Annotated in this window: 12 protein-coding genes; 6 read left to right on the top strand and 6 right to left on the bottom strand. The window is 72.1% G+C overall.

Annotated features, from left to right (window positions below; all coding sequences use genetic code 11):
• Positions 1-8: 8 nt before the first annotated feature.
• The 4 genes from ASF21_RS07480 to mtrA form a co-directional block, all read right to left on the bottom strand.
• Positions 9-1,139 (bottom strand): ComF family protein, encoded by a 1,131-nt coding sequence (locus ASF21_RS07480; RefSeq protein WP_055768714.1) that lies wholly within the window; start codon positions 1,137-1,139, stop codon positions 9-11.
• Between the two features lie 61 nt (positions 1,140-1,200).
• Positions 1,201-2,946, bottom strand: a complete 1,746-nt coding sequence (locus ASF21_RS07475) for an LpqB family beta-propeller domain-containing protein (protein ID WP_055768711.1) — start codon at positions 2,944-2,946, stop codon at positions 1,201-1,203.
• Positions 2,936-4,723, bottom strand: coding sequence for an MtrAB system histidine kinase MtrB (gene mtrB, locus ASF21_RS07470; RefSeq protein ID WP_235498681.1), 1,788 nt, complete (start codon positions 4,721-4,723; stop codon positions 2,936-2,938). The genes ASF21_RS07475 and mtrB overlap by 11 nt, the downstream gene beginning before the upstream one ends.
• A gap of 136 nt (positions 4,724-4,859) precedes the next feature.
• Positions 4,860-5,537, bottom strand: a complete 678-nt coding sequence (gene mtrA, locus ASF21_RS07465) for an MtrAB system response regulator MtrA (protein WP_055768705.1) — start codon at positions 5,535-5,537, stop codon at positions 4,860-4,862.
• A 202-nt stretch (positions 5,538-5,739) separates the two neighbouring features.
• On the opposite strand from mtrA, the gene ASF21_RS07460 reads away from it, so the two are divergent.
• The 6 genes from ASF21_RS07460 (at position 5,740) to ASF21_RS07435 (ending at position 12,682) form a co-directional block, all read left to right on the top strand.
• Positions 5,740-7,293 carry a glycerophosphoryl diester phosphodiesterase membrane domain-containing protein gene (locus tag ASF21_RS07460; RefSeq protein WP_055768702.1) on the top strand — a complete coding sequence of 518 codons (1,554 nt, stop codon included), beginning with the start codon at positions 5,740-5,742 and terminating at the stop codon, positions 7,291-7,293.
• A 42-nt stretch (positions 7,294-7,335) separates the two neighbouring features.
• Complete coding sequence (locus tag ASF21_RS07455; protein WP_055768699.1) at positions 7,336-8,007, top strand: DUF4129 domain-containing protein; 672 nt, start codon at positions 7,336-7,338, stop codon at positions 8,005-8,007.
• Between the two features lie 131 nt (positions 8,008-8,138).
• On the top strand, positions 8,139-9,407 hold the full coding sequence (locus tag ASF21_RS07450; RefSeq protein ID WP_157365766.1) for a DUF4350 domain-containing protein: 1,269 nt from the start codon (positions 8,139-8,141) through the stop codon (positions 9,405-9,407).
• Positions 9,404-10,480, top strand: coding sequence for an AAA family ATPase (locus tag ASF21_RS07445; protein WP_082471305.1), 1,077 nt, complete (start codon positions 9,404-9,406; stop codon positions 10,478-10,480). The genes ASF21_RS07450 and ASF21_RS07445 overlap by 4 nt, the downstream gene beginning before the upstream one ends.
• A gap of 57 nt (positions 10,481-10,537) precedes the next feature.
• On the top strand, positions 10,538-11,830 hold the full coding sequence (locus ASF21_RS07440; protein WP_055768692.1) for a DUF58 domain-containing protein: 1,293 nt from the start codon (positions 10,538-10,540) through the stop codon (positions 11,828-11,830).
• Positions 11,831-12,013: 183 nt separating this feature from the next.
• Positions 12,014-12,682 (top strand): DUF4166 domain-containing protein, encoded by a 669-nt coding sequence (locus tag ASF21_RS07435; protein ID WP_055768691.1) that lies wholly within the window; start codon positions 12,014-12,016, stop codon positions 12,680-12,682.
• Between the two features lie 12 nt (positions 12,683-12,694).
• Here ASF21_RS07435 and ASF21_RS07430 read toward each other — a convergent pair whose 3' ends face one another.
• Positions 12,695-13,723, bottom strand: coding sequence for a hypothetical protein (locus ASF21_RS07430; RefSeq protein WP_055769347.1), 1,029 nt, complete (start codon positions 13,721-13,723; stop codon positions 12,695-12,697).
• Positions 13,716-14,093, bottom strand: coding sequence for a chorismate mutase (locus tag ASF21_RS07425; RefSeq protein ID WP_055768688.1), 378 nt, complete (start codon positions 14,091-14,093; stop codon positions 13,716-13,718). Before ASF21_RS07425 ends, ASF21_RS07430 begins: the two co-directional genes overlap by 8 nt.
• Positions 14,094-14,127 lie beyond the last annotated feature (34 nt).

The raw sequence follows: 14,127 nt of genomic DNA, 5'->3' as shown, positions 1-14,127 counted from the left end.
ACGGTAGTTCACAGCTGTCCTTTATTCACCCCTCCACGCTGCAAAACTTCCGGTAGCTTGCTGGGTGTCCCCGGGACCGGCCCCGGCGCCACCGTGGTGCTGCTGCCCGGTGTCCGACCAGGCCCGCCGGACGGGCGGACAGGGGCGGTACCGGCGGGGCTCGTGCCGCCGGGAGCAGGACTGGCGGGAGCGGTACCGGCGGGCGAGGAGGTCGCGGCGACCACGACCGCCCCCTGGACACGGGCTCCTCCGGCGTGCAGCACCCGGTGCATCTCGTTGATGGTCGCGCCCGTCGTCAGGACGTCGTCGACGATGATGCAGGAGCTGCCCGGTACACGGTGACGTGCCCGTCCGGCGAGGAGCATCGTCCCCAGGACGTTCGACCTTCGTCGCCGCCGCCCCAGACCCTTTTGCCCGCCCTGCGGTCCGGCACGCAGCGCTGCCACGGTGGACCGCACGAGCGCGCCGGCCCGACGCCCGCGCCGGCCCATCCACCAGCGCGAGAGAAGGGACCGTTGCCGGACCGCCGGGACGACAGCGGTCCCCGCCGGGAGGGTCCCCGTCCGCTCGAGCCTCGTGAGCAGGATCATCAGCGGTTCGTACCCGCGACGGCGCGACGACGAGGATCGGCTCGGCACCGGTACCAGCAGGACGGGTGACGCGGCGCCCATCCCTGGCGCGCTGAGCCCTCGGACCGCCTCGTGCAGTGCACCGGCGAGCGCCGCGGCGACCGGAGGGGCCAGATCGACGTGCCCATGATTCTTGAAGGCGAGCAGCACCCCCGACACCGCGCGACCGTAGCGACCGGCGGCGACCACCGGCAGCGGCCCGACCTCGACGAGCGCTGGAACCGCCTCCGCCACCCGTCCGCCTCCCTGCCACGGGCCCCGGCCGGCGTCGCGGGCGGCGATCCCGACGGGGACGTCGGGCAGGGATTCCGCGTCGGCCTCGGCGCGGTACGGCCGGGACGTCGCGCGCCGGAAGACGGTGAGGCAGTCGGGACAGAGTGAGGTGTCCCACCGGCCGCAGAGAACGCAGGACGACGGCAGGACGAGGGCGACGAACGCCGTGACGGCAGCCGCGACGCGGACGGAGAAGCGGGCGAAGACGAGTCGGTCCAGGAAGTCACCGGGGTGCATGCCCAGAGCCCATCACGGGGCTGTCCCCGGGTCACCGGCGGATGGCCCTAAGTGGACATCCTCACCCCGGGAACGCGGGGTCGCTGACCGCCAGGTCCTCGTTCACCCAGCTCGTCACGATGCGCCGGTAGAGGGATCCGTCGGCCTGCGCATAGAAGGTGTCCTCGGCGTCCGACCCGGCACTGATGCCCTCCACGCCCTCGAGTGGGGCCATCGTCTCCACGGCGCCGTCGAGGTGCAGCACCACCGGGACGGCCTCCTCGTCGATACCGATCGACGAGGCGACGATCGTGCTCTGTCCCGCCCACCTGGCCGTGTCGACCTGGCCGGGGACAGGCATGCTCACCGGTGTGGTGAGCCCCAGCGGGGCTCCCTGCGCCGACCGGGTGATACCCGCGAGCAGGATCTCGCCCGCACCCTCACGCTCCGCGACGACCAGGGCACGGGAACCGTCACGCGAGATGCGCAGGTCCTTGACGATCCGGCCCCCGAGCCATCCCGCGGCGAGGACGACCGCGTTCTCCTCCGTGCCGCCCGGGGGAAGGGCGAGGACCTCGCTGCCCGCCCCGACGGAACGCGCGGTCCACAGCCAGTTCTCGGGGTCGAACGAGGGCTGGGTCAGTCCGGTGCCCGACAGGACCTCGCGGACCTGGCTGCCCGGAGCGGTCACGAAGAGGGCGGACCTGTCAGCGTTCACGAAGGAATAGGCGCTGCCGGACACGGACGTCGCCGGGTCGACCGGGTCGTACTCGGCGACCGAGGGTAGGCCGTCGATGGCGACGATACCTCCGTTCCGCACCCGCACGAGGTCGTTGTCGGCGATGGCCACCTGCTCGCCCCCGACATCGGGCGTACGTTCAGGGGTCACCAGGTCGGGAGCGCGATCCCCGAGCTGGATCGGCTGTCCACTGGTCATCTCGACGGACGTCACGTCGTTCAGTCCGACGAGGTTGGCCTCCAGTTGCTGGTTCATCTGCTGCAGCTTCAGATCGGTCGCGTCCTCGAGGATCTCCGGGGACAGTTCGACCGAGGCCCGCCCCGAGGTGATGGGGATCGAATCACGGGCGAGGGTGACGCCCTCCGGGAAGGCACTGGTGACTGCTCCCTGCAGATAGGGCGCAGGTCCGGCGAGCATGGCCTGGACGATCCGCGCCGTCACGCCCGTCCGCCGCACGAACCAGCGGGCGTCGGGCACCCAGTAGCGGTAGTTGCTGCTGTAGAAGGCGAGGCTGTGTGATGTCAGCAGATCCGTCGCGCTGCTCTGCGCGATCATGATGCCGTCCGGGATCTCGTCGATGCGCCACTCGCCGTCGACCTCGACCATGCGGACCCCGAGGGTCTCCGTGGACGGTCCGGCGCTGTTGGTCCGGACGCCCCGCGCGTCGACGGTCCCCGTGGTCTCGAGCTGGATCTGGTAGACGCCCTCGGTCTCGCGCTTCTCGACCCGGGGATCACCGCGGAACAGGACGATCCGTTCCTCGGGCTGCCAGGCCTCCGCCAGTTCCGCGGTCAGGAACTGGCGAGCCACGCTGTAGCCCTCACCCGCTCCGGTGCCGGCCCTGATGAAATCCTGCAGGATGCGCTCGGGTGTGGCTCCACTGGACGGCCCCTGCGGGTCGAAGACGGGCGCCACGACGTCGGGCTCGCCGTCCGACGCGGAGATCACGCCGACGGGGCCCGACGTCGGGATCGCCGAACACCCGGTGACCAGCAGGACGAGAGCCAGGAGGGCCGAGAGGGCTGGCCCGGCCCGGTGCGGCCTCCGCGCGTGTGCGGCGCCGCGGTCCCGCCGACGATCAGTGTCCACTGCCTCGCCCTTCGTCGTCGTTCCGTGGTCGCGGCGCCGGAGCGTCCGCGCGGGTGCCGGCTCCCTGCGCCGCGTGCTGCGAGGCGGGCACGGGAGCGGAGGAGGGCGGCAGCGCGAGGGGCGAGCACGCGAGGTCGGTGCCCTGGTGGCGTGGCAGGGTCAGGCGGAAGCAGGCTCCCGCGGCGGGCTCCCCCCAGGCCTCGAGCCAGGCGCTGTGCAGCCGCGCGTCCTCCATGGCGATCGAGAGCCCGAGTCCGCTGCCGCCCGTGGTGCGGGCGCGGGCGGGATCGGCGCGCCAGAACCGGTCGAAGGCGCGGGAGGCCTGCAGCGGAGTCATGCCGATGCCGTGGTCCCGCACCGCGACGGCGACGGCTTCCGGGTTGCAGGCGATGTGGACCTCGACGGGCCTGCCCTCGCCGTGCTCGAGCGCGTTGACGATCAGGTTGCGGAGGATGCGGTCGATCCTCCTCGCATCGGCGTCGACGATGCACATCGACTCCCCGGACACGATGACGAGGTCGGAGCCGAGCCGCTCTGCGAGGGGTCGCGCACCGTCCATGGCGTGCTGCGCCAACTGGACGATATCGACCGATTCGGCCTCGAGCACCGCCGCGCCGGCGTCGAAGCGGGAGATCTCCAGGAGGTCCGCGAGGAGCGCCTGGAACCGCTCCACCTGGTCGAAGAGGATCTCGGCGGAGCGCTTGTTGATCGGGTTGAATTCCTCACGCGCATCGTGGAGGACCTCGGCTGCCATCCTGACCGTCGTCAGCGGCGTCCTCAGCTCGTGCGAGACGTCCGAGACGAAGCGCTGCTGCATCTGCGACAACTGCGCGAGCTGCGTGATCTGGTCCTGCAGGCTGCCCGCCATGTGGTTGAAGGAGGCGCCGAGCCGCGCGACCTCGTCCTCACCGGACACCTCCATGCGCTCCTGGAGTTCGCCCGCGGCGAGCTTCTCCGAGACGGAGGCCGCGTAGCTGACCGGCCGCACGACGCTTCGGGTCACGTACCAGGCGATCGCACTGATCACGATCAGGAGCACGACGCCGGCGAGCCACAGCACACGGTGGATGTCGTCGAGCGTCGACTGCATGGTCGAGAGGTCGTAGTAGACGTAGAGCGCAACGGGGTTCTGCTCGGGAGGCAGCGTCACCTGGGTGCCGAAGGCGAGGCCCGGCGCGTTGGTCGCCCCGCTTCCCGTCACCGGGATCACCATCGGCGCCCAGTAGATCTCCTCGCCGTCCGCGACGGCAGCCTGCAGATCGGGTGGGAGCATGCGCGCCGTGGCCCCCGCCTGGCTGGTCGTCGTCGAGACGACGGAGCCGTTGTCGGTCGGCAGCGGCACCAGGATGGACTGGCGCGGCGCATCGGAATCGGTGCCCACCAGCTGGGTCACGGAGTCGAGGACCAGGCGGTTGATGGTGTCCGTGTCGGTCGCGGACGAGTTGCGGAACACCGCCTTCTCGTCGTCGAGCGCGTCCGAGGCCTCGGCGCTGAACTGGTCGAACCGCTGATCGTAGAGGGCGTTGGTGATCTGGTTGGACAGGAACCCGCCCACGGCCACGAAGGACACGGAGGTCAGCAGCATCGTCGCGACGACGGTACGGAACTGGAGGGAGCGCCGCCAGTGGCGGGACACTGAGCGGTACACGGTGCGGACGCCCCCCAGCACCCCCTGCGCGGGGCCGGACGCGCGCCTGTCGCTCGACGGAGAGGTCGCTGCCGGAGCGGTGGCCCCGACCTCGTCGACGAGCTCCTCGACGGCGGTGGACGTGCCCACGGGTCCAGGAGCAGTCCTGCCGGAGTCACCGACGGAGCGGTCGACGGTGGCACCGGTCACCCGGGGGGCGGGTGTCGGTGTCTCGTCGACGGAGGACTCGGAGGGGACGTCGGCTCGAATGCCATGCCCTCCCGCGTTAGCCCTGCCCGGCCTTGTAACCGACACCACGCACCGTGAGGACGATCTCGGGCGCCTCGGGATCGCGCTCGATCTTAGAACGCAGCCGCTGCACGTGGACGTTCACCAGCCGGGTGTCCGCGGCATGGCGGTAGCCCCAGACCTGCTCGAGCAGCAGTTCGCGGGTGAAGACCTGCCACGGCTTGCGCGCCAGGGCGACCAGCAGGTCGAATTCGAGGGGAGTCAGCGAGACGCGCGTCCCGGCCCGCGTCACCTCATGCCCGGCGACGTCGATGCTGACGTCGCCGATCTTCAGTGTCTCGGGCGCCTTCGACTCGGCGGGCCGGAGCCTGGCGCGCACGCGGGCCACGAGCTCGGCGGGCTTGAAGGGCTTGGGGACGTAGTCGTCCGCTCCGGATTCGAGTCCACGCACGACGTCGGAGGTGTCCGACTTCGCGGTCAGCATCACGATCGGGAGGTCCGACTCGGCGCGGATCTGCCGGCACACCTCGATCCCGTCGATGCCGGGGAGCATGAGGTCGAGCAGGACCAGATCGGGGCGGGACGATCGGAAGACACCGAGCGCCGCGGCCCCGTCGGCACAGAACACCGGGTCGAACCCGTCGTTCCGGAGGACGATGCCGATCATCTCGGACAGGGCCTCGTCGTCATCGATGACCAGTATGCGAGCCTTCATCCCCCAATACTGTCCCATCATGGCCACAAAGTCCCACCAGCCCCACCGGAAGGGAGGCGGGTCGTGTCCCCGTCCAGCGGAGCGGGCCGCTCGCCGGCCGCTCCCGCGCGGCGCGCTCCTGCGCATCCGTGTCACCGCTCACTATGATGCAGGTGGGGATGCTGAGTCCATGCCTCCCGGCAGCGCCGTTCGAGGGGATGCGATGAGTGATCAGGTAGACGGTCGGCAGGACGACGGGGGCGACCCCGGGCGCGAGGAGCGCAGCCACGACGCAGGCGCCCGGGATTCTGCGGCCCGGGCGGCCGAAGGATCCATCGACACCCCGCCGTCGCCGTGGCAGTCACCCGGCGGCCAGGGCCGTTCCCCGGCACAGACCGCAGGTCCGTCCTACCGTCCGGATCCTGAGCACCAGGGACCGTACGGGCATGCACCGACCAGCCAGGGACCCTACGGACAGGCACCGACCAGCCAGGGACCCTACGGACAGGCACCGACCAGCCAGGGATCCTACGGTCAGGCACCGGCGGGCCAGGGACCGTACGGACAGCATCCCGCGTGGTCCGGACCCTCGACGCCGCCCGTGGACGGACGTCCTCATGGCGCACCGACGGCGGGCCCGGCGTCAGCCGGACCCGGTCCGGTCTCCGCTGCGCCGCGTGGATGGGGCAACCCGTACCAGGGACCGGGGCCCGGCCAGGGTGGTGGACCGTACGGCGGACCCGTCTACCATCCGGGCCAGTACCAGGCGCCGCCCAAACCGGGCGTCATCCCTCTGCGTCCGCTCGGGCTCGGCGAGATCCTCGACGGCGCTTTCCAGGCCTGCCGCAAGAATCCCGTGGCCACCTTCGGGATCGCGATCCTCCTCCAGGCCGTCGTGGCCCTGGTGACGGTACTGCTGCTCGGCAACCTCTTCTCCTCGATCGAGGTGCTCGACCAGCCGAACCCGTCCACGGACACGATCATCGGCGCCGTCGCCGGCCTGGGGGTCTTCGCCTCGATCGCCGGCGTGGTGTCGGGCGTGGCGCTGCTCGTGCTGCAGGGGATCCTCGTCATCCCGATCGCCCGCGCGGTCATCAACCAGAAGACCACCTTCGGCCAGGCCTGGCGGCTCGCCCGGGGCCGGCTCCTCCCTCTCCTGGGCTTCGGCCTGCTGTCCTTCGCGGCGGGCCTGGTCGGCCTGCTGCTGCTCGTCGGGATCTCGGTCCTCGCGATCGCAGGGCTCGAGGAGTACTCGGCGCTGGTGATCATCCCGCTGGTGCTCGTGGCCGTCGCCGTGCTGATCTGGGTCAGCATCAAGCTCGTCGTCGCCCCGGCGGCCCTCATGCTCGAGGGCACCGGTCCCTGGACCTCGATCAGGCGCTCGTGGCAGCTGACGCGCGGCAACTGGTGGCGGACCTTCGGGATCGTGATCCTGACGAGCATCATCGTGTCGATCATCGCGTCGGTCATCTCGACGCCGCTCACCTTCGCGGTGTCGCTCTTCCTCGGCTTCAGCGCCAGTTCCTCCGCGACGCCCGACGCCCTCGACTCCCTGCCGGTCCTTGCCGCAACGCAGGCCATCACCGCACTGTTCACCGCCATCGGTTACGCCTTCCAGGCCGGCGTCACGTCGCTCCTCTACGTCGACCTGCGGATCCGGCGCGAGGGGTTCGATGTCGTCCTCATGCGCGAGCACGAGCAGGCCGGCATCGCGCCCTCGGACGCGCTCCCCGGTGGGACGACCGCCTTCGGCCACCAGCCGGGCGGACGTCCCTGATGCGGTCGGCGAGGGACGCGTGACGACGCCGCGGAGCAGCACGTGATCCCACCCGTCCTGCCGTCCCTTGGCCTTGCCCCGGACGCCGACGAGGCGCGAGGCCTGCTCGAGGACGAACTCGCGAAGACCGTGTACGTGGAGGCCCAGCCCTCGATCTTCGAGCGGATCCTCACCGACCTCCTCCGCGGGATCGCCCGCCTGTTCGACGGCATCGGCAGCCTCGGCGCGGGACCCGGCACGCTCGTCCTCGCGATCGGGGCCGCGCTCGTGATCGTGGTCGCGGTCGTGCTCATCAAGCCCCGGCTCAATGCCCGGGGGCGTACGCCGGAGGCCGCGGTCTTCGACGACGACACACACCTCACCGCGGCACAGTACCGGGACCGGGCATCGGCCCACGCGGCCGGCGGGGACTGGAACAGGGCGGTCGCGGACGTGCTGCGGGCCGTCATCCGTGCGTCCGAGGAGCGGGTGGTGATCGCTGAACAGCCGGGCAGGACGGCGACCGAAGCCGCCGTCCAGCTCGGCCGGGTCCACCCCGCGCTCTCCCCGGACATCGCCTGGCTCGCCGACCTCTTCAACGAGACGCACTACGGCAAGGGCACGGCGACGGGTGAGCAGTACCGGCGTGCGTCCTTGCTCGACGCGAGCTTCTCCTCAGCACGCCCGGCAGGGTCGCCGGATCACGGCGCCGACGTCCTGGCGGCCCCGCGGTGACGCCCCCGGCAGGAGCCGGATCCGGTGAGGTCGCCGCTGGACCCCGCTCCCGTCCGGCTGCGCCCTCCGCAGGGACCGTGCCCTCCGCAGGGACCGTGCCCTCCGCAGGGACCGTGCCCTCCGCAGGGACCGTGCCACCCGGACGGCGGACGGCTCCCGGCCCGGACGGCGAGATCATGGGCGACGGAGGCAGCGCCCTGCGCACGGCGCGCACCCGCGCCCGCCGGGTTCTCCCCCTGCTCGTCGGCGCCCTCGTCCTGGCGCTCGTCCTCCTCGTCAATCTCATCCCCGGCCCGGAGGAGGACGACCGCCCCCTGTCCCCCGGGAATCCCGGCCCCGCAGGTGCCATGGCCGTCACCGAGGTCCTGTCCGCCGAGGGCATCGACGTCGTTCGGGCGACGTCGTCCGAGGACGCTCTCGACGCGCTGTCGGCCGGTCCCGCAACCCTGTTCCTGAACGATCCACGGCAGTACCTCAGTGCGGATCAGGTGGCCGAGCTGGCATCCGCCTCCGATCGCGCCGTCCTGGCCGCGCCAGGCGACCGCCAGCTGTCGGAACTGGCGGACGGGTTCGCCGTCGTCGGACCGGCACCCGTCGGTCTCGCCGGGGACGCCCCGACCGTGGCGGCGCAGTGCGCCGACCCGGACGCGACGGCGGCGGGCCGCATCACCGTAGCGGGGACGGCCTACGCGGGCAGCACGGAATGCTTCGCCGTCGAACTCCCGGCCGCTGCGGACGGACCGGCGGGAGGCGACACCGACCAGGACACCGACCAGGACGATGCCAGGACCGGTGGCCTGTACGTCACCGGCAGCAGCGGGCGGGTCTCCGTACTCGGCGCGCCGGAGCTCCTGTCCAACGCCTCGATCACCGAGGAGGGCCACGCCGCGCTGGCGCTGCGCGCCCTCGGATCCTCCCCGACACTGGTCTGGTACGAACCCACCGGGGCGGACATCGTCTCGGTCGGTGAGGGCATCGATCCGCTGACCCTCCTCCCGCCGTGGGTGAATCCCCTGCTGCTCTGGCTTCTCGCCTGTGCGGTACTGGCGATGCTCTGGCGCGGCAGGCGCCTCGGTCCGCTCGCCGCCGAACCGCTCCCCGTCGTCGTCCGCGCGGCGGAGACAGCGGAGGGACGTGCGCGCCTCTATCAGGACGCACGCTCGGTGGACCATGCGGCCCGGAACCTCCGCGCCGCGACGCTGGCCCGCATGGCCCGTCGACTGCGCGTCGACCGCTCGGCGTCACCGCTGGAGGTGGTGGACGCAGCGGCCCGCCACACGGGCCGGCCCCGGGTCGAGCTGGAACAGCGACTGCTCCACCACACCCCGACCTCGCACCGCGACCTCGTGCACTGGGCACAGGAGATCCTCGACCTCGAGAAGGAGATCACGTCATCATGACCGACACACCCGGCGGGCAGGACGCGTCTCGGAACTATCCGACAGCCGGCTCCGGAGGGTCCCACCCGGCGACCCGCGTGGCCGACCGCCCGGACGTCGCCCAGGGCGGCGAGACCGAGGACAGCCGGTCCGCGCGCGCGGCGCTGCTCCGGGTCCGCAGCGAGGTGGGCAAGTCCATCGTCGGACAGGACGCCGCCGTGACCGGTCTGCTGATCGGCCTCCTCGCCGACGGCCACGTCCTGCTCGAGGGTGTTCCCGGCGTCGCCAAGACCCTGCTCGTGCGGACGCTCGCAACTGCCCTCGACCTGGACACGAAGCGGGTCCAGTTCACCCCGGACCTCATGCCGGGTGACATCACCGGATCGCTCATCTACGAGTCCGCGACCTCGGAGTTCACGTTCCGCGAGGGCCCCGTCTTCACGAACATCCTGCTCGCCGACGAGATCAACCGGACGCCGCCCAAGACCCAGGCCTCACTCCTGGAGGCCATGGAGGAGCGCCAGGTATCGGTCGACGGCGTCTCCCGGGCACTGCCGACGCCGTTCATCGTCGCTGCCACCCAGAACCCGGTCGAGTACGAGGGCACCTATCCGCTGCCGGAGGCGCAGCTGGACCGGTTCCTGCTCAAGCTCACGCTGCCGCTGCCCGGCCGGGAGGACGAGATCGAGGTGATCCGCCGGCACAGCGTCGGCTTCGACCCCCGCAACCTCGGTGCCGCCGGGATCCGTGCCGTCGCGGATGCCGGTGACGTCGACCGCGCCCGGGCCGCGGTGGACGCCGTGTCGATCGCTCCCGAGGTCCTCGCCTACATCGTGGACCTCGTCCGTGCCACGCGCAGCTCGCCGTCGTTCCAGTGGGGCGTGTCACCGCGCGGTGCCACCGCCCTGCTCAACACCTCGCGCGCCTGGGCCTGGCTCTCGGGCCGGACCTTCGTGACGCCCGACGACGTCAAGGCCCTCACCCTGCCCGCGCTGCGGCACCGCGTGGCCCTCCGGCCGGAGGCGCAGATGGACGGGGTGGAGGTCGACCACGTCCTCGGCAGCATCCTCGGTACCGTCCCCGTCCCCCGGTAGACCGACCCACCCGAAGGGCCGCCGCACGGACCGTGCGGGGCCCGAGAGGAGTTCACCGTGGTCATCACCGGCCGCTTCGTCCTGCTGGCGCTGCTCGGCGTCGTGCCCGTCATCCTGTTCCCGGGCGCGACGCCGATCCTGCTGTGGGCCACCCTGCTCGCCGTCCTCGCGGCGGTGGATGCAGCGCTCGCCGCGTCGCCGAGGCGCGTGGGCATCGTCCGGACCCTGCCGGACAGCGTGCGGCTCGGCGAGGAGTGCACCAGCGCGCTCGTGCTGCGCAACGACACGGCGCGGAGGCTTCGTGCCACCGTGCGGGAGGCCTGGCAACCGTCTGCCGGCGCACGCGATCCGGAGCAGCGCGTCGTGATACCGCCGGGCGAATCACGGCGGATGTCCGTGCTCCTGCAGCCGTCCAGGCGCGGGATCCTGCGGGTCGGCACCGTCACCATCCGCAGTTCCGGCCCGCTGGGGATGGCGGCACGCCAGCTGGCCGTCCCCGCTCCCGGCGTCCTGCGGGTCCTGCCCCCGTTCAACTCCAAGCGCCACCTGCCCTCGAAGCTGCGCCGGCTGCGGGAGCTCGACGGGCAGTCCGCCGTGCAGATCCGGGGTGCCGGGACGGAGTTCGACTCCCTGCGGGACTACGTGCGGGGCGACGACGTCCGTTCGATCGACTGGCGCGCCACCGCACGCCGACGCGACACGGTCGTGCGGACGTGGCGCCCGGAGCGGGACCGTCGCGTCGTCGTCGTGCTGGACACCTCGCGCACGTCCGCTGCGCGGGTGCTGGACGAACCCCGGCTGGACACCGGGATCGAGGCGGCACTGCTGCTGTCCGTGCTCGCCGAGCGGGGCGGTGACAAGGTGCACTTCCTGGCGTTCGACCGCCGGCTGCGCGCGCGCGTCGACTCGACCGCGAAGGGCAACCTCCTCAGCTCCCTCGTGACGGCGATGGCGCCCCTGGAGGCGGAGCTGATCGAGGCGGACTGGTCCCGGGTCCCGGCGCAGGTGCGCGCGGCGTCGGCGCACCGTTCGCTCGTGGTCCTGCTGACGTCCCTCGACGCGGGCGCGGTGGAGGAGGGCCTGCTGCCGGCCCTGCCCGGCCTCACCGAACGCCATGTGGTCCTGGTGGCGTCGGTCCGCGACCCGCGGCTCGAGGAGATGCGGGGCGACCGGACGACGGCGGCGGCGACGTTCCGTGCGGCCGCCGCCGAGCGCGCCCTGCTCGACCGCGCCGCCGTGGCGCAGCAGATCCGGTTGCTGGGCGCGGAGGTCGTGGACGCCGTGCCGTCCGAGCTGCCGCCGCAGCTGGCCGACGCGTACATCCGGCTCAAGGCCGCCGGCCGGCTGTGACGGGCTTCCCTGGCCGTCGGATCGCCCGGGGTATGCCTCGCTCTCCGCGTGCGGTACGCGACCTCCTGGAGGACGCGTTCGGACGTGGGACCGAGGTCCCGCGCAGCCCCGGCTGCGCACGCACGGCGGGTTCACGGCGAGCAGCATGGTTGACTGGTTGTCCGAGCGACGGAAGTGGGCAGCATGACCTCGATCTACCAGCAGGCGATGGGCACCGGGTTCGGACGCCTCCAGCCCGAGCTGCGCGAGTATTTCGGCCTGCATGCCGGCAGCGGCCTCGCCGGCCACGGGCGGGGCGTGTTCGACGTCGCCGGTTCCCCGGCGTGGTTCGCGCGGCCTGCCTTCCGGCTGACGGCGCTCGAGAACGCGTTCTTCCCGGAGTACAACACCGACGTCCCGTTCACGATCGACAACTACCCGCACACCGATCCGTTCGGACGCCCGGCACTCACGGCGCGCCGCGAACTGGACTTCGGCACCGCGGTGCGGGTCTTCGAGGACACCACCTCGCTGCAGGACGGCATCCTCACGGACTACGTGGGACGGCACCGCCGGATGGCCACGCTCCTGACCTGCACCGCCTCGGAGCAGGGCCGGATGCGCATGGTCTCCTCGCAGACGCGCGTGTTCGCGGGGCTCCGGCTCCCCCTGCCCGACGTCCTCGGCGCACTCGCCTACGTGGAGCAGTGGTGGGACGACGACCTCGGCGCCTTCCGCATCACGACGAATGTCATCCACCGGCAACTGGGCACCCTGCTCGTGTATGCGGGGGTGTTCGAGTACGCCACCCATCCGTTCGACGGCGCCCTGCCCGCCGCCGCGCAGCCGAGCCGCTGGGAACAGCGCGTCTGACGGTCGCCGCCGTCAGCCCTCCGCGCGTACCTGGTCGAGGGCGTCCGCGGCCTGGGCCAGTCGCGTCAGGGCCCGCACCGCATCCGCGGGCGATCGCATCGCGAGGCCCGACGGCGTCGTGACCGTCACGGCCGAGAGAGCCCGCGGCGGGAGTCCGACGCGACGCCAGGCGGCGAGGACCGGCTCCACGAGCGCGCTGACCTGTGGAGTACCGGCCCGCGGATCGAGGATCGCCAACCAGAGCGCCCGGCCTGCCTCGACGCCCTCGGCGAGCGCCTCCCACTGGCGGTCGGAGATGGCGGGCAGCTGCAGGGCCAGCGCCGTGCCGTCGACCTCCCGGGCCGCTTCCAGCGCGGTGTCCGTGGTGCCGGGGGCGAGCACGGTACCGGCCGCTCCTGCGGCCAGGACCGACGACGCCACGAGGCCCCAGGCTTCCGTCGCCTCGCGCCGGTCGATCGCGCGGAGGGTACGGTAGCCGCTGGCGGTCGGCACCCGGCCGCTGAGGATCCTGTCCGCGTCGGGTTCGTCGAACTGGATGACGAGGTCCGCGCCGCGCGCCACGGAGGACACGCGCCGGACGACGTCTGCCGCGCCCGCGGCCAACGATGCATAGAGCTCCCGCCGGGCTCCGTGGTCGATCAGGACGCGTTCGCCGCTGTGCAGGTGCAGGCCGGCGGCCAGCGACAGCGGACCGTGCAGGTGCAGCTTCAGTGCGGCAGCAGGACGGTCCTCGGCGCCCGCGACGTCGCCGAGCGCGTTCAGGTCGGAGGACAGGGCGGATTCGGCGCGGCGCTGGTCGGCGCCAGGGCGCTGGACGAGGCGCCACCCGTGCGGCTGCAGGTCGAACGGCAGCTCGACGAGCATCCCCAGGGTGCGGCCGACGTCGTCACTCCCGGGTCCGCGCGCGGGCAGGGCCGGGAGGAAAGGGAGGTTCGCACCGCCGAGCTCGCCGCGCACCGCGCGGTCGGCCTCGAGGGGGTCGGTCCCGGGCCAGTCCCCCGCCGCCGTCGCCCCGACGGTCGCGGACCCGGTCTCAGGCACGGGGCCCACCGGTCGCGTCCGGACGGCGGTTCTCCGAGATGGCCTGATGGTGCCGGATGACCTCGGAGATGATGAAGTTCAGGAACTTCTCGGCGAACGCGGGGTCCAGCTGCGCCTCCTCGGCGAGCATCCGGAGCCGGGCGATCTGCGCGGCCTCGCGCTGCGGGTCCCCGGCGGGCAGATCGTGCTCGGCCTTGAGGTGGCCCACGCGCTGCGTCGCCTTGAAGCGTTCGGCCAGCAGATAGACGAGCGTCGCGTCGATGTTGTCGATCGAGCTCCTCACGGAGAGCAGTTCGGCCATCACCTCGGGGGCGACGCCCCCTGCGAGCGAGCTGGCAGACGGGTCGAAACCACTGCGGGGATGCGTCATGACTCCAGTCAAGCAGACCCTGGAGGGGGTCTGT

Source organism: Arthrobacter sp. Leaf234, assembly GCF_001422665.1.
GTDB lineage: Bacteria > Actinomycetota > Actinomycetes > Actinomycetales > Micrococcaceae > Arthrobacter_D.
Note: the sequence above shows the minus strand (reverse complement) of the source record. Positions and strands in the feature narration are given on the sequence as shown.